Annotated in this window: 14 protein-coding genes; 6 read left to right on the top strand and 8 right to left on the bottom strand. The window is 52.9% G+C overall.

Going from position 1 to position 20,982, the window contains the following annotated elements:
• Positions 1–50: 50 nt before the first annotated feature.
• From J3P34_RS18630 to J3P34_RS18645, 4 genes are all read left to right on the top strand, one after another.
• Positions 51–290 (top strand): hypothetical protein, encoded by a 240-nt coding sequence (locus J3P34_RS18630; RefSeq protein WP_210490094.1) that lies wholly within the window; start codon positions 51–53, stop codon positions 288–290.
• Positions 291–422: 132 nt separating this feature from the next.
• Positions 423–1,307 (top strand): DUF4142 domain-containing protein, encoded by an 885-nt coding sequence (locus J3P34_RS18635; RefSeq protein WP_210490096.1) that lies wholly within the window; start codon positions 423–425, stop codon positions 1,305–1,307.
• Between the two features lie 268 nt (positions 1,308–1,575).
• Positions 1,576–2,307 (top strand): DUF4142 domain-containing protein, encoded by a 732-nt coding sequence (locus tag J3P34_RS18640; protein ID WP_210490097.1) that lies wholly within the window; start codon positions 1,576–1,578, stop codon positions 2,305–2,307.
• A 199-nt stretch (positions 2,308–2,506) separates the two neighbouring features.
• Positions 2,507–2,740, top strand: coding sequence for a hypothetical protein (locus J3P34_RS18645; protein WP_210463037.1), 234 nt, complete (start codon positions 2,507–2,509; stop codon positions 2,738–2,740).
• 136 nt (positions 2,741–2,876) lie between these two features.
• On the opposite strand, the gene uvrA is transcribed toward J3P34_RS18645, so the two are convergent.
• From uvrA to J3P34_RS18685, 8 genes are all read right to left on the bottom strand, one after another.
• Positions 2,877–5,915, bottom strand: coding sequence for an excinuclease ABC subunit UvrA (uvrA, locus tag J3P34_RS18650; protein WP_210490098.1), 3,039 nt, complete (start codon positions 5,913–5,915; stop codon positions 2,877–2,879).
• A 1,215-nt stretch (positions 5,916–7,130) separates the two neighbouring features.
• Complete coding sequence (locus J3P34_RS18655; RefSeq protein ID WP_210490099.1) at positions 7,131–8,246, bottom strand: alanine racemase; 1,116 nt, start codon at positions 8,244–8,246, stop codon at positions 7,131–7,133.
• A 38-nt stretch (positions 8,247–8,284) separates the two neighbouring features.
• A complete protein-coding gene (locus J3P34_RS18660) occupies positions 8,285–11,008 on the bottom strand; it encodes a PKD domain-containing protein (protein WP_210490100.1) in 2,724 nt (907 codons plus the stop codon).
• 209 nt (positions 11,009–11,217) lie between these two features.
• Positions 11,218–12,339: a 3-keto-alpha-glucoside-1,2-lyase-like domain-containing protein gene (locus J3P34_RS18665; RefSeq protein ID WP_210490101.1), complete on the bottom strand. Its 1,122-nt coding sequence runs from the start codon at positions 12,337–12,339 to the stop codon at positions 11,218–11,220.
• A 94-nt stretch (positions 12,340–12,433) separates the two neighbouring features.
• Positions 12,434–13,315 (bottom strand): AraC family transcriptional regulator, encoded by an 882-nt coding sequence (locus J3P34_RS18670; RefSeq protein WP_210490102.1) that lies wholly within the window; start codon positions 13,313–13,315, stop codon positions 12,434–12,436.
• Positions 13,316–13,484: 169 nt separating this feature from the next.
• Entirely contained in the window at positions 13,485–14,219 is a 735-nt protein-coding gene (locus J3P34_RS18675; RefSeq protein ID WP_210490103.1) for a hypothetical protein, read from the bottom strand.
• A 185-nt stretch (positions 14,220–14,404) separates the two neighbouring features.
• Complete coding sequence (locus tag J3P34_RS18680; protein WP_210463045.1) at positions 14,405–15,268, bottom strand: LOG family protein; 864 nt, start codon at positions 15,266–15,268, stop codon at positions 14,405–14,407.
• Between the two features lie 108 nt (positions 15,269–15,376).
• Positions 15,377–16,633, bottom strand: a complete 1,257-nt coding sequence (locus J3P34_RS18685) for an ABC transporter permease (protein WP_210490104.1) — start codon at positions 16,631–16,633, stop codon at positions 15,377–15,379.
• Between the two features lie 223 nt (positions 16,634–16,856).
• Here J3P34_RS18685 and queA point away from each other — a divergent pair, with 223 nt between their 5' ends.
• Together queA and J3P34_RS18695 are read left to right on the top strand one after the other, a co-directional pair.
• On the top strand, positions 16,857–17,903 hold the full coding sequence (queA, locus tag J3P34_RS18690; RefSeq protein ID WP_210463047.1) for a tRNA preQ1(34) S-adenosylmethionine ribosyltransferase-isomerase QueA: 1,047 nt from the start codon (positions 16,857–16,859) through the stop codon (positions 17,901–17,903).
• 446 nt (positions 17,904–18,349) lie between these two features.
• Entirely contained in the window at positions 18,350–20,878 is a 2,529-nt protein-coding gene (locus J3P34_RS18695) for a PAS domain S-box protein (RefSeq protein WP_210490105.1), read from the top strand.
• Positions 20,879–20,982: the final 104 nt, after the last annotated feature.

Here is a 20,982-nt window from a genome sequence, read left to right on the forward strand (position 1 = left end):
CCCGTTTTCCTGAAAATACCTTTAAAACAGCTTACAAGAATATGATAAAGATGATAAAACGAATAGGCTCCTGCGGCGCTTTGGCCCTGTTTCTATTGATGATGGCGGGCTGCAGCAGCGAACAGAAAGGTACCCAGCCCACCACAGACTCAGACGTGAACGCCCAGGGAGCGGCGGAAAGCCCCACGGCAGCCACCAGTAGCGCCGGCAGCAGCGGCATGGGCGGCGCAGCCTCTACTCACGCCATCGCCTCAGATACCCTGTCTTCAGATTCTTCAGAGCAGCAATAAGGGGCCTGTGACCCCGTATAAATAGCCATAGCCCTGCTGAAATACAGTATTTGTTCAGGTATTAATGCTTTAACTGCCTCATTTTGAGCGCGTATACAGGGCAGAACGAATTTGAACGCAAATTAGAGAGTTATGAGAAAAGTAATGTCAATGTTGATGGCCGGGGCTATGCTTACGGGCACCGCTTGTTCCAGCACGAATACGGGAACGGATACTAACACCTCCACTGGTACCTCAAGTGCCTCCTCAACAGATGCCAGAGCGGGTTCTGCATCCGGTACTATGTCAGGTTCTGGTACAATGTCCGGCTCAAGTACTATGTCTGGTTCCGGCGGAACGACTACTTCCGGAACTACTACCTCAGGTACTACCACCGGAACCACCAGCGGATCTACGGGCACCACCAGCGGCACCACTACTGGAACAACTTCAGGCAGCACTACTTCAGGTACAACCGGAACTACATCTGGCACTACCGGCACCACCAGTGGCACCACTGGTACAACCGGAGGCACTACCACCGGAACTACCGGGGGGACAGCCGCAGGTGCAGCCGGAACTGCCGGAGCCACCATGGACATGACCAACATGACAGATGCCATGTTCATGATGACCGCAGCCAGCAGCAACATGTTTGAGATTCAGGCCGGTAAACTGGCCGTGCAGTCTGCCACCGATCCTGAGGTGAAAAGATTTGCCCAAATGATGATAGACCACCACACCAAAGCAAGCCAGGAGCAGATGAGCCTGGCCTCGCAGATGAAAATCACCCTGCCTAAAACCCTGATGCCCGTGCACCAAGCCATGTTGGACAAACTGAAAGGGAAGACCGGCAAAGGATTTGAAGAAGATTACATGGATGCCATGGAAACAGCCCATAAAATGGACATCGCCATGTTCCAGATGAAGAGCACCAATGCAGAAACGCCCACTGTGAAGGCCCTTGCCGCCAAAACATTGCCTATGCTTAAGTCGCACCAGGGAATGGCTACCAAACTGGAAGACCGGGTAGACTAACCTTGTTGTACTGCATTCCTGGTTTTTTAAGTGCCTGCGTTCAGGGGCTGTTTCTACAAAAACGCCTTCCAGACGCAGGCACTTTTTGTTGCGCCATCGTGCCCAGGTTTAGGCATATTTCCTAATCTGCAGGCAGAGGATTATTTGCCTAAACCTGTAGACCACAAATCCTTGAATAGCAGCGGTTGACAAAGAAATTTAACCACCTGCAGACCACTGCGTATAAAAACCATTCTTAAAAACTGTTCTACGCGATCATTTTAAAACTATGAAAAACACCATGCCCCTCTTTGTGGCCGCCATTCTGCTAACTGGCGCTGCCTGCAATACCTATACAGCCAGCACAGACCCAGACAATTACGGTACCGGCTACGCCCTTTCTAACGAACAAGTGGGAACCCACCCGGGCAGCAGCGGCCTGGCCGAAGCCCATAACAATGCCACCCTTGACAATCCGGCTACGGGGGTAAACTCAGACAGCATGGCCGTAAACCAGGATCAGGACCAGCTATTCCTGATGGCCGCCGCCAGCGGAGGCCTGCTGGAGGTGCAGGCGGGTAAACTGGCCACTACCAGAGGGGAAGACCCCGGCGTGAAGCAATTCGGGCAACGCATGATCACCGACCACACCAAAGCCAATACTGAGCTCAAGGCCCTGGCCGCCAAAAAAGGAATCACGCTGCCGCCTACGCTCTTGCCAGAGCACAAGCAGCACCTGGACATGCTCTCGCAACAGGGCAATGCAGATTTTGACAAAATGTACATGCAGCACATGGTGGAAGACCATGACAAAGACATCAAGGTTTTTGAGCAGCAAGCCACCAGCGGCAAAGACCCAGACCTGAAAGCCTTCGCAGCGAAGACTCTGCCTGTCCTGCGTGAGCACCGTAAATTGGCCCAGCCAGTCTATGAGAAAGTGGGCCGGGGCGGGTCTCCTGACGGGGCCACCGCCAGCGGAGCTGCCACCAGCGGCACTGCCAAGAAAGCCGGCGCTGAGTAAAAGGCAAGTTCTGGTATTTTTATGGGCCCGCATTCCTTTGTAAGGTGTGCTGGCTCACTGCTTTAGGGCCATTTAAAGGAAAACAGCCGCTAAACAAGAACCAGTAGAAAAGAAGGCGAAAGCGTTTGAAAGCAAGAAAAATGCAGGTTGTTTTTTGAAGGTCCTATTCTGTACCTTTGCGCCAAACTTTCTGAAAACGATGAAATCTATCATGCCTTTCTTTGCGGCTTGTGCTTTGCTGGCCGGTTCCGCTTGTTCTACCTATACTTCCTCTACAGACCCAATTGACCTGGGGTCTGGTACCACCACCGAGGAAGTAACCACTGCCGCTCCCGCCCAGGAAACGCACGAAGTTGCCGCTCCCGTGAAAGCCGACAGTGCCACCGTAGCCAAGCCAGACTCAGCAGCCCATTCAGAAGAAGCTGCCCACTAAGAAGTAGTTTTACCGGTAGCGCTATTTCAGCGTCATTTTACGGTAATGACCTTTAAAACAGAAAAGCCTTGCTCCCGGAGCAAGGCTTTTCTGTTTTTGCTTTTAGGGCCTGTTTTCTCAAATCAGATCCTAAACGTTATTCGGTTTTCTTTTTCCGGCCGGGCTTTTTCTTTTCCGTCGCGGCAGCCGGTGCAGCATCTGCCTCGGTGGTTTGCTTTTTCTTGCGGCCCCGGGTCTTCTTCTCTTTCACTTCTTCCACCGGTGCTTCGTCTTCTACTTCCGGCTCATCAGCGATATACACCGGTGCTTCAACGTAATGACTGGTGCTCAGTTCCTCTTTCAGGAACCGGGCGGTGTAGCCTAAGTTCAGCTCGGCCACGTGCTCAGGCGTGCCCTGGGCCACAATCATGCCGCCTTTGGCACCACCTTCGGCGCCTATGTCAATCACGTGGTCAGCGACCTTAATCAGGTCCATGTTGTGCTCGATGATGAGGACCGAGTTGCCTTTGTCTACCAGTTTGTTCAACACGTCAGACAAGTGCTGGATGTCCTGGAAGTGCAGACCGGTGGTAGGCTCATCCAGGATGTAAAGCGTACGGCCGGTGTCTTTCTTGGAAAGCTCCGTGGCCAGTTTCACGCGCTGCGCCTCACCGCCAGAAAGGGTCGTCGCCTGCTGACCCAAGGTGATGTAGCCAAGGCCCACCTGGTTCAGGGTCTGGATTTTGCGCAGGATACGCGGCTGGTGCTCAAAGAACTCCACGGCGGCCTCCACGGTCATGTCCAGCACATCGGTGATAGATTTACCTTTGAAGCGCACTTCCAGCGTCTCGCGGTTGTAGCGTTTGCCTTTGCAGGTCTCGCAGGGCACGTACACATCGGGCATGAAGTTCATCTCGATGGTCCGCATACCCGCGCCTTCACACGTTTCGCACCGACCGCCTTTCACGTTGAACGAGAAACGTCCGGCCTGGTAACCCCTGATCTTCGCCTCCGGCATGGACGCGAACAAGCTGCGGATCTCGGTGAACACGCCGGTGTAGGTAGCAGGGTTAGAGCGCGGCGTCCGCCCGATGGGGCTTTGGTCCACCTCAATCACCTTGTCAATGTGCTCCAGTCCCTCGATGGCTTTGAACGGCAGCGGCTCGCGTTTGGCGTTGAAGAAGTACTTGTTTAGAATAGGGTACAGCGTGTCATGGATCAAAGACGATTTCCCGCTCCCCGATACGCCTGTTACGCAGATCAGTTTACCCAAGGGCAACTCCAACGTCACGTCTTTCAGGTTATGGCCAGTGGCGCCGCGCAGAATCAGGCTCTTGCCGTTTCCTTCGCGCTTCTGCTTCCGTACCGGAATACCACGGCGGTAACTCAGGTAATCCGACGTCGTCGTGCCGCTTTCCATCATCTCCTTCGGCGTACCCGCCGTCACCACCTGCCCGCCGTGCACCCCGGCACCCGGACCGATGTCCACCACGTAATCGGCGGCCAGGATCATGTCTTTGTCGTGTTCCACTACCACCACCGAGTTGCCCAAATCGCGGAGGTCCTGCAAAGCCTTAATCAGTTTCTCGTTGTCGCGCTGGTGCAGGCCAATGCTGGGTTCATCCATGATGTACAACACACCCACCAACTGCGTCCCGATCTGCGTAGCCAGACGAATCCGCTGGCTTTCGCCGCCGGAAAGCGTTCTTACGGAGCGGTGCAGGTGCAGGTATTCCAATCCCACGTCTACCAGGAAGCCGATCCGCTTACGGATTTCTTTCAACAGCTCGCGGGCAATGAGGTTCTGGCGATCGTTCAGGCGTTCCTCCAAATTAGCGACCCATCCGGCCAGCTCCGCGATGTCCATTTCGGACAGTTCACCGATGTGCTTGTTGTCCAGCTTAAAGTGCAGCGATTCCTTTTTCAGGCGGTAGCCGTTACACTCGGGACAGGTGCTTTGCTGCGTGTATTCCTGCACCCAGTTGCGGACGTTATCAGAGTCAGACTCCAGCTGTTTTTTCAGGAAATTGAGCACGCCCTCAAATACGAACGGCTCTTTCTTGCCTTTCGGGTCTTCTTCTTCAAAACCATGCAGTAAATGGTTCCAGGCCTCCTCGGGAATATCCTTAATTGGAACGGTCAGGGCGGTTTTGTGGCGCTTGAGTAAGGCGGTGATTTGCGAGAAAATCCAGATGTCGCGGTACTCGCCCAGCGGCGCAATCCCACCGCGGCTGATGCTCACGCTCTTGTCCGGCACAATGGATTCTTCGGTGAGTTCCTCTATCTCGCCCAAACCGTTACACACCGGGCAAGCCCCGTACGGCGAGTTGAACGAGAACGTATTCGGCGCTGGGTCATCATAGGCGATGCCGGTGGCAGGGTCCATTAAATGGCGGGAGTAGAACTGCGTCTCGTTGGTGTCGGCGTCCATGGCCAGGGCAGTGCCTTTGCCGTGCTGCAACGCGTTTTGGATAGAGGTAGACAGGCGGTAACGGTCCTCGGCGGCCGGTACCAGCTTGTCAATCACAATCTCTATGTCGTGGATCTTGTAGCGGTCTACCTGCATCTTGGGTGTCAGTTCCACCAACTCGCCATCGATGCGGGCGCGCAGAAAGCCCATCTTCCGGATCTGTTCAAACAACTCGCGGTAATGGCCTTTCCGGCCTTTTACCACCGGGGCCAGGATGATGGTGCGCTTGCCGCTGAAGTGCTCCATGATGTGCTGCACAATCTGGTCATCAGACTGCTTCATCATCTTCTCGCCAGTTACGTAGCTGAAGGCCTCGGCGGTACGGGCGTACAGCAGACGCAGGAAGTCATAGATCTCGGTGATAGTGCCCACCGTGGAGCGTGGGTTGCGAGAGGTGGTTTTCTGCTCAATGGAGATCACCGGCGAAAGCCCCTCAATCTTGTCTACGTTGGGACGTTCCAGTCCGCCTAGGAAAGAGCGGGCGTAGGCCGAGAAGGTCTCCATGTAACGGCGCTGCCCCTCGGCGTAAATGGTGTCAAACGCGAGCGAGGATTTCCCACTGCCGCTGATGCCTGTGAAAACCACTAGCTCATTGCGCGGTATCTTAAGGCTGATGTTCTTGAGGTTGTGTTCCCGGGCGCCGTAGACCTCAATGAAAGGCACATCTACGGTGGAGGAAGTATTTTTTTTGGCTACGGGTGTAGCGGTTAATTCTTTTGGCGTCATCCGATCGGTTTCGGTTTAAAGAGCAAAGGTAGGCATTCCCGCGCTACAATGGCAGCGGGCAATCCATCTCTTCTTAACCGAATTTGGAAGGGAATAGTTTATTGAGGGAGAGGAGTTTTTGTGAGGGCGTTTTGGGGCTGGTTTTGGGGAAAGAGGCGGGGAATGGAAGCTAATTATTGATTGTTGGAGAAGATGGAGGGTATGGGAAAGTAGAAAACTCTGGATCGTTTAAGAGAGGCACTAAAACACTGTCTTCATTAAGGGACACCTTAACATTCTTTAAACCAGTATTGTGGATTAATCTATCAATGTATTGCAGGCTGTATTTAGTAGCAGGATCGTATTCATAGTTATAAGATTGCTGAATCTTCTTTGTGCTGCCTGTTTGTGTCACCAGAACAAAAAATGGTTCACCATGATGGTTAGATTCTGTTGAGTGGGATTTCCGCAAGGGCAAATTCTTTCTTCGCTTAATAAATTTGAGGAGAGTACTGTCTTGGCCTATTCCATTTATGAACCCTGAAGTTTGCTTAATCTCTGGTTTAGCTTCAAGGTTTGGGTGGTATGTTTTGAAGTAGGCAGAAACAGAGTCATTGATTAAATTTATATAGGTGTAAATTAGATACTTAAGCCTTTGTTTTGGGTATTTGCTGAGTCGGCATAGCCAAACTTAATAAGGGTGAGGGTGTGTGCTTCTTTTGCCTTAATGTCTTCATGTTTTTCCTGGCCACAGCTAAATAGCCCTAGACAAGAGAAAATGCCCAAAGGATAAAGAATGGAGAAGTTTATTTTTAAGAAGTGCATTTGCTTTGGGATTTAGTTGGCCATTTTAAGGCAGATGCGCTTTGGACCTGTTTTCCATAAAACAGCCTATAAACAGGTAATTGGTTAGGTAATCGCTGGTGGCACAGACGCTCGCAGGTCTGGAAGACGCTGCGAGGTCTTCTGAGCAGGCGTTGTTATTATTGGCCTCTGCAGCTAAGCCGTTGTTCAAAAGACCTCGTAGTGTGCGAAGCTCCTGCGAGCGTCTGTGCCAGTACCGTTTCCAGCCACCTTTCCAAAATCAAAGCAAAGCCTATGCTTGCACGATCTTGCAGACCGTGCTTTTCTATTTACAGGTGGTACTAATCTGATCAGGAATGCGTGCGGACACGAGTTGCAAGCTAGCGCCAGCGAAAGAATCTTGGAAATCTTTTGAATCCTGAAAATCCTGCTTCAGACAATCACCCTGCTCAAATGCTCCAGGCGCTCGCCTTGCAACGTGAGATAGCCCCTCGCTACATCCGCTGTCAGGCAGGAATGCACCGGCAGCACGCCCACTAACCCCCCGATTTGAAACTGAGAGAACAACTCCGGCGTGGTGCGCACAACCCCGTGTTCCTGTGAAAGCGATACTACCGCGGTGTCAGGCAGAGGTGCTCCCCAGCCGTTCTCCGTCAAAGGTACCACCAACCCGAAGATTATCCTGCCGTCTGGGAGTGGTAGCATGTCTTTGGAGAAATGCACGGAGCCGCCGTAAAGGATCACCTCGTTGCGGTCTGGGTGCAGGGCAACGATGGGGCAGGCAAGGGCTACGGCAATGTCTTCCAGGCGACAGGAACCTAACTGGTTTTGGGTAAGATCATAGAACACGTAGTTGCCAGGGCGTATCTCGTCCATGCCGCTGAAGTCTTCCATGGCGCTGCAACTGGGCGTATCCCCGATGGAGAGTTGCAGATGCGGCCAGTCAGCGAGATAATGGGCTTTGAGCGCGCGCATTTTCTCCAGGGTCTGCTGGTGCACGGCGGCAATGGCCTCTACGCCGCGGGCTTTGTAGGAATGGCCGGCATGCGCCAGGAAGCCCATGAAAGTGTGCTGCGGGGTCTGGGCCAGTTCCTGTAAAACGGGGTCTAAAACGGCAGTTTCTTCGGTTTTGATGCCGGTGCGGCCGTAGCCGGTGTCTGCTTTGATCCAAATATTCACAGGCGTAGACAAATGCTCGCGCAGAAAGACCACGTCATTGGCGGAGGTGATGGTCAGGTTTAAGGTGATCTGTTGCGCCAGTTCTGTTATCTGCGGCAGTTGCCGGCGGTTCAGCGGAAAAGCGATGGTGATGTCCTGCCAGCCGTGCCGGGCGAAGTACTGCGCCATTTTCACCGAGGAAACCGTAATGGCCGTCACGCCTTCTTCCCGGAACCACTCGCCCACCTGCCAACTCTGGTGCGTCTTGAAATGCGGCCGCAGCCGAACGTTCTGCCGTTTCGCTTTCTCGGCCATGCGGCGGATGTTGGCGCGGGCAATGGTTTCATTCAGCAGAAGGGTAGGTTCGGAGATCTGGTCAAGGAAGGACATGGCAGCGGTTACAGGGTTGAATGGCAAAGATAAGCCATTTACCGCACTACCTCTACCCAGCCCCGGTACGCCCGGCCGTCTTGGTTGTGGCGCAGATGGTAGTAATAAACACCTTCCGTCAATCCTTCCGCGGCCCAGTTGTTCCGGTACTCCGGGGTATGATGGATGCGCTTGCCCCATCGGTCAAAGATGGTCAGGTCCCATTTGTCTTCATTTAAACCGCTATCTGCCCGGAGCAAACCTAAGATAAAGAAGGTGTCGTTTTGCCCATCACCGTTGGGCGTGATGATGTTGGGGATGAACAGGCCGCCTATGCAGTCCTTGAACCTGACGGTGATGACATCGGTTTGGCTGCAGTGCTGCAGCGAGGCCGTGACGCGGTAGGTGCCCGGCTGGGTTACATCCAAAGTAGGTTGGGTGGAGCCGTCCTGCCAAAGGTAGGTGACGATAGGAAGCACCTGACCAATGGTGAGGGTGTCACCGAAGCATAAGGTAGTGTCTCGGCCCAGCTCAATAGCCGGTGGCGTGAGATAGTGCACCCTGATCTCGTCTCTGGTGGTGCAGTTGAACTCGTTCGTGACATCTACCCAGTAAGTGCCGGGGCCGGAAACCAGGAACGAAGACCCGGTAGAGCCATCCTGCCAGCGGTAAGTAGCATTGGCGCGAGCCGCATTCAGCGACAAGGTCTGGCCATCGCAGAGGGTAGTGTCCCTGCCCAGGTTCACCACGGGCAGCGGGTTGAACAAAACGTTCACTTCATCGCGGGAGGTACAGCCGTTGATGGTCACTTCCTGCCAAAACGTGCCGGAAACGGTGGGAGAAAAAGTAGCACCTGTGGAACCGTCCTGCCAGCGGTAGGTAGCGCCCGTCTGCGCGGCACCTAGTACCAACGGCTCCCCGGCACAAAGCACCCGATCTGGCCCTAAGTTCACCACGGGCGAAGGTTTGTAAAGGATTTCCACGGCATCAGTAGAGACGCAGCCCTGGGCGTTGGTGAGCGTGACTTCATAGCGGCCCGCCTGCGTGACAGTGAACGTAGGATTGGTGGAGCCATCCTGCCAGCGGTAGGTGACACCGGGAGCCGTGGCATTCAGCACCAGCGTCTCGCCGGCGCAGAGGCTGCGGTCGGGGCCAAGTTCCAGCGGTGGCGCGGGAAACTGACCTATGATGATCTCGTCGCGGGCGGTGCAACCGTCTACCGTTACCTCTACCCAGTAAGTGCCGGGCTGCGTGACGGTGAGGGTGGCCTGTGTACTGCCGTTGCTCCAACGGTAGTTGGCGTTGGGTAGGGTAGCGTCCAGCACCGTGCCAGTGCCCGGGCAGAGGCTGCGGTCAGGACCCAGGTTTACTTCCGGTAAAGGTTTGATCACGAACTGAATGGTGTATTCTTCCAGCGTGTTAACAAAGGTACGGGTGAGTTTGACGGTATAGGTGCCCGGGGCGGAGAACCGGTGTTTGGGCGAGGGCAAAGTAGAGGTGTTGGCGGCACCGGACGCCGGGTCCCCGAAGTTCCAGAGGATAGAGGTAGGCTGCGGCTCCCAAGGTGCTACTGCCAGAGAGAACTGCGCTTCTTCCCCGAAGCAGCTATTAGAGAACTTCAGCTGGCCATCGTACTGAAAGAAGCTTTGGATAAACACGGGCAGGCCGCACATGCTCTTTCTCCCTCCCAGGTTTATGCCCCGGTCTAAATAGTTACAGGCCGCCCCAAGCAGGTTGGGTGCCTGTACCACGCCCAAGTGCTGGCTTTCGGGCCGGGCTACGTACAGCTTGCCATCCGGGCCCAACTGCAGGCTGCCGCCCACGTACGGCGTGGCAACATCCTGCCCGATCTTCGCAATCTCCACGGCCGAGGCAGCAATGGCGGCGGCGTCTCCGGCTTTCAGGTTTACCTGCATTAGTTGCACGTTGCTGCTGGTGGTGATGTACAGCAAAGACGCGCTTGGGGAGAACTCCACACCGTACCCGCTCCTGATGCCGTTGATCTTGATGGGATTGGAAACCTGGCCGGTTGCGGCGTTGAAATCATACACTTCCGCGCCCACCACGGTGGAGGCAACAGCCAGCTTTTTCCCGTCCGGAGACAGCTTCATGCACCCAATAGCCGATGTGCCGGCGGTTTCCTCCCTGTGGACGGTACCTACTTTGCTGATCACCGGGGTTGAACTTACCCCATTCGCGTCAATGAGGTATGCCCTGAAGGAATTATTGCCGTACTCATGGGCGAGGACCCAATAAGCCTGTTTGTTCTGGTGGCGTACCGCCGTAACCATCTCAGAGACCGGCGCGTGCAGGGCCACGTTCTTTTGCACGATGTCCCCCAATCCCGCTTCCCGGGACATATCTACTACCGAGTAACGCAGGCCGTTGCTGCGGGCGTTGCAGTCATTGGTGAAGACGTAGAACTGCATGGGGTTGGTGGGGGAAGGCACCGCCACCGCCGCCTGAGCCGAAGAACCATTCCCAAACAGGCCAGTACCATTGGGCATAGGCCGATGCTGGCGGTTCCAGACGTTGATGCCATCGGTGTAGAAAAGCAGTTTTCCCTCGTCATCAGACATGGTGGCGCAACCCTCAAAGGCGTGCATGGCGCCATCCAAAAGAGGGGTAGGTGCTCCGGCCCTGAAATCAAGGCCGGCACCACTTCCAAAATACCAGATGGCGCTTTGTCTCTGGGCAATTACAATGGAGCTTGCCTGCAGGCAAAGCAAGGCAGTGCACAGCAGGGCCCAGACCCTGCGAGGAGTGACGTAGAAGTTCAACAATAAGTAGGAGGCTAGGGTGACTTAGGGCCAGGCAAATTACTTTTTTAGAAGTAAAGTTGTATTTCCCTTCCCTAAAAAATGTGAACCGGCATTGCCCTATGTGAAAAGTGCCTCCTGATTGGCTTTCCTTTTTTCTAAAGGTAATTTGTTAAACCAAGCGTCTGCTTCGGGGCTATTTTCTGCAAAATAACCCCGAAACAGAATAGCCGTTAAGGATTTATTAGCTTGATCCCCGCCATCCTGTCTAGCCGGCCCATCAGGCCCCAGCCGTTGGCCTCGGAAGAAAGCGCGATCAACAGGGTGTTGTTACCCTGGCGCAAAGGCAGGAAAAGTGAATTGGTCTGGAGCGTTTTGTCTATGTCGCCCCGGAACAAGAGGCCTTTTGCCCGGAAGCTATTGTCTCCGTAGAACAGCGGCTGGCCGTTGAGGAAAACCTGGGCTTTGTTGCTGTACTCAAAGAAGAATTGCCGCAGTTGGGGTCGGTCAGAGTTTAAGTCCAGTTTTACCCACACGTAACTTTCAGGTGTCTCCGTCATCGGCTCTGCCGAGGTTTTCTGCCGGTGGGCCGCGATGTTCAATAAGCCGGAAGCCTCCGTGGGCAGGTTCTCCCAGGTAAGGGCTTTGCGGTCTGGCAAGACAAAGAGAGAAGGATGGTGCTGGGGGATGGCCAAAGCCTGGGAAACCTGCCAGTGCATGATGGCGGCAGGAGCATCGGGGGTTTTGGTTTCCAGGGGCGCGGAAACCTGGGGCAGAGGCGAGAACCGGAAATTGCTGAAGTAAGCGCCATCCAGGGCTTTTAACCCAATCCTGGTTTTAGGCTGGTTTTTGATTTTCAGGTCAGAAACGGTAAGCGAAGGCTGGTCTGCATGGTTCAGGTAAACGGCTGCGGTACTGCCTTGTATCACCACTTTCAGGTGGGTCCATTCACCGGAGGCGAAGGTGGCAGTTGCCTGATGCTCCGGGTATAAAGCCCAGGAGTTGCTTTGGTGGTAAACGGGGGCGTATTGCAGGGCATCGGGTTGGCCAGCCTTGTGCAGGCGCACATAAATTTCCTCATAGGTGCCTTCCCCGTCATGGTGGAAAACGAGGCCGGCAAAGCCGCGGGCATCGTCATCCGCGATGTCTACTTCCAGAACACCGTTCTGCAGCTGCTCTTCGCCCAGCAGGGCCATGCCTTTCTGGATGTACAGGCTTTCTTGGCCATTGAAGTGGGTCATGCCGGCATTGCCGCTGGGGAGTTGCCAGTCTGAGGAGGTAAAGTCTTTTTTTGGGGCGGTGAGGGCTGGTAAAGAGCACAACCACAGCGCCAGAAACGCACATTGCTTTTTCATGCTACTGCCTTTTTAATGGAACATCATCTTTAGGATGAAGCAAAGGTCTATAGCAGCTGCAAAGGGCGACAGGTCGTTTTTTAGGGTCTTATGGTCATTTTGCCAACTCCTGAGCGCGGAAGGCTTTGGGCGTGACGCCGCAGGCAGACCGGAAGAAACGGTTGAAGTTGGCGGTGTCTGAGAAATGGAGTTCATAGGCAACCTCCGAGACCGTTTTGGGGGTGTACAGCAGTTGCCGTTTGGCCTCCAGCAGCAGGCGGCCTTTGATGAGCGCCGAGGCCGAGGTGCCGAAGTAGCGTTGGGTAAGATTGTTGAGGTGCGCAGGAGTGATGTGCAGCAGATCGGCGTAGTCCTGTACCTGGTGCTTCTGCCAGAAGTGAGCCTCCAGCAGTTTCCGGAAAGAGTAGATGGCGTGGTTACCCTCGGTATCGGCCTCGGTTTGGTGCTGCTGGGCGTACAGCCGGTTCAGGTGTACCAGCATCTGGTACAGCAGCGCACGCAGCATATGCGGACTGTCATTCTGCAGGTGCCTGAATTCCCACTCAATGGCTTCCACGGTTTGGATCAGTTTCTGGAATTCCACCGGTGGAGTGTGGAGCGCTCCGGACAAAGTCTGGTTGTTGAAAAACTGGAAACGGTGCAGAAACAGCGGATCGTTGAAGAAAGTGGCGGTGAAATCCTCTTCAAAGAACAGGGTGTAGCCTTTCACCGGACTGCTGGCCTGCCACTGCCGCACCTGCCCCGGCGAGGTGAAGATGATCTTGCCGGGCTGCAGGTCATGCGCGGCGTTGTCCAGGCAGAAAGTGCCGCTACCTTCTTCAATAAACATGATGTCATAGAAGGCGAGGGTGTGCGGGGTACTGTCCAGAACAAAGTTCTCCAGCGTCTCTACCCTGCCCACATCCAGGAGCAATTCCGGACCATATTTGTTCCGGAGGAAATGATAGTGAGGGATATTTTGGGTAGGGCGGGGCATGTGTCAGATGAACTGAGGAGCAAGATACAGATGGCTTTTTGTTCCGTGCAAGGCTTACAAATGAATCGGTAGATTTTCGGCTTATTTTGAGAAAAACGATCTGAAAACAGATTAGCAGAAAGTTAACTCTGGACAAGAATTGGTTACGCAGCTTATTTTCTATATCAAGTTATGAAATCCAGAGCATCTTAGAATCCTTGATTACCCAGTTCTCATGTTGTTTCTCAATGGTGATAATTTCCCCTCTGCCGCAAGTTCCTCCGCATACGAACTCATAATAGAGCCAGCCTTTGTCTTTAGCACTGTTTAAAACCACTGTTGAGAATTTATAATGACCAATGGAGCAACTTGGGCTCTGAGAACTAAACGCAGATTCTGGTTCTATCTTAAACGTGCAGGCCTGGAAGTCTCGGTAATTTAGCTGGGCTTTTACCAACTGTAGACTATCTGGGGTATATTTCTGCCAAGCACTTGAATCCATCTGGAGTGAGGTCCACAACTCCTTATCCATTTCAGATGGAAGGCTTTTCAACACCATTTTAAAATCTATAAGTTGGCTGTCTAGATAGGCAGTGCACCATTTTTTAGGGTTGTTAAAAGTTGATTTTTGATGTTGGCTAAAAAGGTGGTGTATTCTGTTCAACTCAGCATAAATGGCGCTGGAATCTTTGAGGTCGTACAAAGGTGAAGTTTTCCATAGAGAATCTATGTTCAAGGATTTGTTTAAGTAAAGCTGATAACCTCGGGTCTCTACTAACTCAATGAGTACATCATTGTAGACTGTAAGCAAAGGATTGTCTTTTTTATAATGGCATGCCACCCGCTCATAAGGGGGTGGCATTTTGTTTGGCCCACAGCCCGCCAGAAGTAGCAAAGTGAGTACAAGGAGGAGAGGTTTTGTCATGCTGGGTCAGGTTTAAACTAGAAGTATCTGCCTTTTCAGATGCTTAATCCTGCAGAATTGCACAAACAGCTTTCAGCTATTTATCCATCCTCGTTCTTTCATACTGGCCCAAAAACAAAAGAGCTCCGATAGATTTCGGGGCTCTTTTAGGGGAAACAGGCCAAAAAGGCCAATGTATTTGCTTCTTAGAAGTTTGGAGACAGCAGGTATTTGCTGTAGAAATCGTCAATGACTTTGACGGCATCGGTGGCGTTGTCTACCAGGTGCACCAGATCCAGGTCCTCTGGGCTGATGTTGCTTTCCTGGGTGAGCATCACGTCTTTGATCCAGTCAAACATGCCCTGCCAGTATTTCTTGCCCACCAGTACAATAGGAAACTTGCCAATCTTTTTGGTCTGGATGAGGGTGATGGCCTCAAACAGCTCGTCCAACGTCCCGAAACCGCCCGGCATGCCAATGAAGCCCTGGGCGTATTTTACAAACATCACCTTGCGCACAAAGAAGTAGTCAAAGTTGATGAGCTTATCCGGGTCAATATAGATGTTGTTGAACTGCTCAAACGGCAGCTGGATGTTGAGACCCACAGAGCGGCCGCCTTCTGAGTGCGCGCCCTTGTTGCCCGCTTCCATGATACCCGGTCCGCCGCCCGTGATCACGCCGTAACCGTGGCGCACCAGCTTGGCGGCAATCTCCTCGGCCATGATGTAGTACGGGTTCTCGGGCTTGGTTCTCGCTGAGCCGAAGATGGATACACACGGACCTATTTTGGCCATTTTCTCAAAACCCTCCACAAACTCAGACATCACCTTGAAGATCTGCCAGGAGTCGGCTATTTTGATTTCGTTCCAGTCTTTGTCAGTGAACGCTTCCCTGATGCGCTTGTCATCCTCGCTGATCACCGGGGCCTCGCGCTTGGCTATTTTTTTGGCTTCCTGCAGAGAATTAACCTTGTGGTCATTGGCGTCTGGCTTAATGATGGTGGTGCCGCTGCCTACGTTAGCGGTTTCATCGTGCAGTTTGGTTTTGCTGGATTTTCTCAACTTCGTCATATGTCAATCATGTATAAAGCCTCTTTTACGCAAAATGCGCCAGAAACAGGCGTGATAGTTTAAAATAAATGTGGAACTGGTGCCGGGTAAACGGTAGGTCTGGAACTGCTATTTAGACCTGATGGCAATGACGGGGTCCAGATGGGAAGCAATGACCGCCGGAATAATGCCTGAAAGTACGCCAATCACGACCGATACGCCCAATCCCAGGATTATGTTGCCGGGCGTAAGGATAATCTCCAACGAGCCCATGGGGATAAAGGTTACCAGCGAGACCAGCAGGATGCCCACCCCGCCGCCTATAAGGCTCAGGAACACAGACTCAAACAGGAACTGGAACAGGATAAAGAAATTTTTCGCGCCCAGGGATTTCTGGATCCCGATGATGTTGGTGCGCTCTTTCACTGAGACGAACATGATGTTGGCGATCCCGAAACCACCCACCAAAATGGAGAAACCGCCTATGACCCAGCCGGCAAAGCCGATGATGGAGAACATCTCGCCAATGGCATCGGCCATCATCTCTGAGCGGTTTATGGCAAAGTTGTCTTCCTGGTAAGGCTTGAGCCCCCGTATGGTGCGCATCTTGCCCTTTATCTCATACTCCAGGTTCTGCAGGTTCACGTCATCTACCCGGCCTTTGACCATAAGCGTGGGTTGTACGCCCCTTGGGCCGCCGGCAAACAACTTCCCGAAAGCCCCGAAAGGCACGTAGGAGTTTTTGTCATTGGTGGGCATGCCCTCAAACAGGCCGGCCCCCTGTTTTTCCATCACCCCTATGACCGTGAACTTCTGGCCGCTGATTCTGATGTCGCCGCCAAGGGCAGTGCCGAAGGGGAAGAGGCTTTGCGCCACCTCGTCCCCAATCACGATCACGTTGCGCGACCCGTCAACTTCCTGCTGGGTGAAGAACCGGCCTTCGGCAATGGGTACCTCGGCTACTTTGTTGAAGTCCAGGGTCACTCCTTGCAGCATAATACCGGCCATGCTGTTGTTGCGGTGCTTAAAGGTGTTGCCTCCCCGTCTGGCCACCAGGGCCACGGCCTCGGCATTCTCCAGGTTCTCATGCATGTACCTGAACTCGCGCGTGTTGGGGGAGGGACGCTGCATGAATTTCCACCACGGTATGTCAGAGCCGTCTTTGAAAATCCAGGGAAACTTTTCTACATACACAATGCGCTCGCCCACAAAGCTCATGCTCTCCCGTATGCTGCGCTCCAAGGAGTCTACAATGGTGAACACCGAGATGATGGCGAAGATGCCTATGGTCACGCCCAGCAATGAAAGAATAGTACGCAAGAGGTTAGACCGCAGGGCCTGCCACGCGAACCTAAAACTTTCATATACCAGCCGTAAGTATAACATTTGTAGAGGTGAGAGGAGAAGTAGCCTGTCCCAGAAATAGTTATGGGTGCAACAAACTTATTAGTAGCAAAAAGGGTTGTTTTCTTACACCCCTTCGCTTGCCTTTCCGGCAGATTCCCAGGGAGCCCCTTACTTAAATTTGGCGGAAAGTAAAAGAAATTAGCGCAAACTGCCTACCTTTGCCCTCTATTTTCCAAAATATTTTAATACCGTAATATTAAAAATGAAGTTATCAGAGTTTAAATTTGACCTGCCCAACGACCTAATGGCTACCCATCCGGCCCCAAACCGTGATGAAGCCAGAATGATGGTGATCCACCGTGATAGCGGCAAGATTGAGCATAAAGTTTTCAAAGACATCATTGGTTATTTTGACGACGGCGATGTCATGGTGACGAACAACACCAAGGTATTTCCGGCCCGTTTGTACGGAAACAAGGAGAAAACCGGCGCCAAGATTGAAGTGTTCCTGTTGCGCGAGTTGGACAAGCGTATTCACCTGTGGGATGTGCTGGTAGATCCGGCACGTAAAATACGGGTGGGCAACAAACTCTACTTCGGTGACAGCGACCTGGTAGCCGAGGTGATTGACAACACCACTTCGCGCGGCCGTACCATCAAGTTCCTGTATGACGGACCAGACGAGGAGTTCTACAAAGTGGTGCACAGCCTGGGCGAAACCCCGCTTCCTAAATACATCAAACGCGAGCCAGAGCCCGAAGACGAAGAGCGTTACCAGACTGTGTACGCCGAGGTAACCGGTGCAGTAGCCGCCCCAACCGCTGGTCTGCACTTTACCAGAGAAGTACTGAAACGCCTTGAACTGAAAGGTGTGGACGTGGCTCCGGTAACCCTGCACGTAGGTTTAGGTACTTTCCGTCAGGTAGACGTAGAGGACCTCACCAAACACAAGATGGACTCTGAGCAGTTCTTCGTGACCGAGGAAACCGCCAAAATCGTGAATAAGGCCCTGGATGCGAAGAAACGCGTGTGCTCGGTGGGTACCACCACCATGCGTGCCCTGGAGTCATCAGTGTCTGCCAACAGCCGCCTGAAACCCAACGAAGGCTGGACCGATAAATTCGTCTTCCCTCCGTATGACTTCAAGATCGCCAACAGCCTTATCACCAACTTCCATATGCCAGAGTCTACCCTCTTGATGATGGCCGCGGCTTTTGGCGGATACGAGCTGATCATGGAAGCCTACCAGACCGCTATCAAAGAGAAGTATAAGTTCTTCAGCTACGGAGACGTAATGCTGATTCTATAAGGCCCCTTGCCTTTCTGGAAAGCCCTGCCGGTATCTATTGCCGGCAGGGCTTTTTGTTTTGGGCCTGTTCTATGTAAAGAAGACCCAAAACGCTGCGTCTCTTCTTTCTATATAAATCAGTCCTTTGATAATCTAATTTAGGCTAGCCTATAGTTGGTACAAAGAATTGGCTTATCTTTAATCTGCTAATAAGAAGGAGAGCGCCTGAAGTGATATTGGCCCTCCTAGAAACAACCTTCATTTCTCAGTTAGTGTAGCTGAGCGATAAGAATTTCCGGGTGGCGTCACCAAAAGGAAAGTTGTGAGATAAATGGTTTGTGGTTCTCACTTTTTATGAACGTTCAATGCAGGAGGAAACTCAAAAGGATATTGCAGCCTTAACGCAGGAGGTTGCGCAAATAGGGAAGGGTACACATAATCTGCCCGCCGCAAACCAGGAAAAAGCCATGACCCAGATACAGGGCTCTCCGCAGGAACCAGCTAGCTATAAAGAGCAACTGGCGCTACTGCAGCAGGAGTTGCAGGCAACCCGCCAGGAACTGGAGAAAGCCAAGGACCATGCCAGGCAAGTCGCCTCGGAGCAGATAAACATTGGCCTCCTCAAAGAAGTAAGCACCTACAAAAGAACCATGGAGCTGGAGCGCCTGGGTAAAAAGGTGCTGGAGAAGAACGCCCTTCCCGGCAGCACCCTTGCGTCTACTGTGTCTTTTTACCTCAAAGAGGTGGAGAAGCTGCACAAGGGTATGTTCTGCTCCTGCATGCGCCTGAAAGACGGCAAGCTTTACCCCATTGCGGCGCCCAGCCTGCCAGAAAGCTTCTGCAATGAAATCAAGGGCATCCGGATTGGGGAAAATGCCGGTTCCTGCGGTACGGCGGCTTTCCTGGGGCAGAAGGTAATCGCCAAGGATGTGAAAACAGATCCGCGCTGGAAAGACCATTATCCCGCGCTGCTCAACTACGGCCTGGAGGCCTGCTGGTCTTTCCCTTTGATTGGGTCAAACCAGAAAATTCTGGGCACTATGGCCATCTATTACCAGGAGGTAAAAGCGCCCACGCCAGAGGAAGAAGAGACACTGGAGAGCATCAGCAGCCTGTTGCAGCTGATCCTGGAAAACAAACTCTCAGAGATTGAGTTGCGGGAAAGCAATGACCGCTACTACTACGCTACCCTGGCTACGAATGACGCCATCTGGGACTTTGACATCATCAACTTCAAAATCAACTGGGGGTCGGGTTTTGAGAAGCTGTTTGGGTTCAAGGTGAAAGAGTTTGGGCCTGAGCTGGACGTTTGGGCGGCGCAGGTGCACCCAGATGACCTGGCGCGGGTGAATGAATCTTTAGAGAAGGTGATTGCCAGTACCGACCAGAATTTCTGGCGCGAAGAGTACCGGTTTAAGAAAGCCAACGGTGAATACGCGCACGTGGTAGACCAGGGTACGGTAATCAGGGATGCCCAAGGCCGCTCGGTAAGGATTGTAGGGGCTATGCTGGACGTGACGGAGCAGAAAGAGACCGAGGAGAAACTGCGCAAACTTTCTGTAGTGGCCCGCGAGACCGTCAATGGGGTTTTGATCATGGACCCAAATCTTAACATTCAGTGGGTGAATGCCGCCTTTACCCGCATGATGGGGTACACCCTGGAAGAAATGGCCAGCAAAACCCCAGGCACGCTCATGAACGGCCTTGAGACCGACGTAGAGACCCTGGAGTTCATTGATAGCCAATTAAGAGAGTTGCAGCCCCTGCAGTGCGAGATCATCCAATACACCAAGAGCAAGGAAAAGCGCTGGATCAAATTGCAGGTGCAACCTTTGCTGGATGAGAAAGGGCAGGTAGAAAACGTTTTTGCGCTCCTCACAGACATTACGCAGCAGAAGGCAGAGGAACAGCAGCTTCGTTTGTTGGAATCTGTCATCACCAACGCCAAAGATGCCATCATCATCAGCGAGGTGTCTCTTGGGGTTCCGCAGAAGTTGCGGTCCATCTTCTACAACGATGCTTTTTATAAGATGACGGGCTATACGAAGGAAGAAGTGCTGGGGAAGGACCCTTCCTTCCTGAACGGTGTCGCCACAGACCAGGACACCCTGCAACTGTTGATGGACCGCATGCAAGCCTATCTGTCCAGCGAGGTAGAGCTGGAAAGCTACCGCAAAGACGGAACCACCTTCTGGACCCAATTGCTGTTGATTCCCATGTTCAACCGCAAGCAGAAACTGACCCATTGGATCTCTATCCTGCGCGACATCACCAACCGCAAAAACTACGAACAAGAGCGCGAAGTGCTCATAGCGGAGCTGACCCAGAATAACGCTGACCTGAAGCAATTCACCTTCATTACCTCTCATAACCTGCGCGCGCCCCTGGCCAATCTCACCGGCATTGCCAACCTCATAGACACAGAATCCATCCCTGAGGGCAGGAACAAGCTGCTCATCCAGAAATTCAAGGAGTCTACGGTGCAGTTGAATACCATCATAGATGATTTGCTGGAAGTGCTGGTGATCAAAGACAATCCGCATACAAACAAAGAGCAGGTGAACCTGGCCCAGGCTTTTGAGAAGGTGGTGATGTCTGTAGACGGGCTCCTGGACAAAAAAGACATCCAGCTTACCACAGATTTCTCCCAGGTGCCGGAAGTCTACTATAACGCCGGATACCTGCACAGCATCCTCCTGAATTTGCTCACCAACGCCGTGAAGTACCGGTCCCCCAATAGGCCGTTGCACATTGAGGTAAAAGCCAAGAAGGCGGCGGACGGCTGCGAGAAGCTGTACTTCTCAGACAACGGGCTGGGCATAGACCTGAAACGCTACGGCGAGCGCATCTTTGGGCTATACCAGCGTTTCCACCACCACAAAGACAGCAAAGGCATGGGGCTCTACATTGCGCATTCCCAGGCCAAAGCCATGGGTGGTAACCTTAGTGTCACCAGCGAGGTGGACCAGGGCACTACCTTCATCCTGGAGTTCTAAACGATCTGTTGGGCAGCCAAGGACAGCATTGATTTTCCCGAAGGAGGGACCTGTGGCAAGACCCGTTCCGTTTTAAAGCTGATTTACCAGAAACGGCATCTAAA

The sequence above is a fragment of the Rufibacter aurantiacus genome (assembly GCF_017916345.1).
Classification (GTDB): domain Bacteria; phylum Bacteroidota; class Bacteroidia; order Cytophagales; family Hymenobacteraceae; genus Nibribacter; species Nibribacter roseolus.

Excerpts from the sequence above, each read along its gene's own strand:
- J3P34_RS18655 (WP_210490099.1), bottom strand. The coding sequence starts at position 8,246 with ATGTCCTTCCTTGACCAGATCTCCGAACCTACCCTTCTGCTGAATGAA.
- J3P34_RS18635 (WP_210490096.1), top strand. The coding sequence starts at position 423 with ATGAGAAAAGTAATGTCAATGTTGATGGCCGGGGCTATGCTTACGGGC.
- J3P34_RS18695 (WP_210490105.1), top strand. The coding sequence starts at position 18,350 with ATGACCCAGATACAGGGCTCTCCGCAGGAACCAGCTAGCTATAAAGAG.
- J3P34_RS18675 (WP_210490103.1), bottom strand. The coding sequence starts at position 14,219 with ATGACAAAACCTCTCCTCCTTGTACTCACTTTGCTACTTCTGGCGGGC.
- J3P34_RS18685 (WP_210490104.1), bottom strand. The coding sequence starts at position 16,633 with ATGTTATACTTACGGCTGGTATATGAAAGTTTTAGGTTCGCGTGGCAG.
- J3P34_RS18680 (WP_210463045.1), bottom strand. The coding sequence starts at position 15,268 with ATGACGAAGTTGAGAAAATCCAGCAAAACCAAACTGCACGATGAAACC.
- uvrA (WP_210490098.1), bottom strand. The coding sequence starts at position 5,915 with ATGACGCCAAAAGAATTAACCGCTACACCCGTAGCCAAAAAAAATACT.
- J3P34_RS18670 (WP_210490102.1), bottom strand. The coding sequence starts at position 13,315 with ATGCCCCGCCCTACCCAAAATATCCCTCACTATCATTTCCTCCGGAAC.
- J3P34_RS18640 (WP_210490097.1), top strand. The coding sequence starts at position 1,576 with ATGAAAAACACCATGCCCCTCTTTGTGGCCGCCATTCTGCTAACTGGC.
- J3P34_RS18630 (WP_210490094.1), top strand. The coding sequence starts at position 51 with ATGATAAAACGAATAGGCTCCTGCGGCGCTTTGGCCCTGTTTCTATTG.
- J3P34_RS18665 (WP_210490101.1), bottom strand. The coding sequence starts at position 12,339 with ATGAAAAAGCAATGTGCGTTTCTGGCGCTGTGGTTGTGCTCTTTACCA.
- J3P34_RS18645 (WP_210463037.1), top strand. The coding sequence starts at position 2,507 with ATGAAATCTATCATGCCTTTCTTTGCGGCTTGTGCTTTGCTGGCCGGT.
- queA (WP_210463047.1), top strand. The coding sequence starts at position 16,857 with ATGAAGTTATCAGAGTTTAAATTTGACCTGCCCAACGACCTAATGGCT.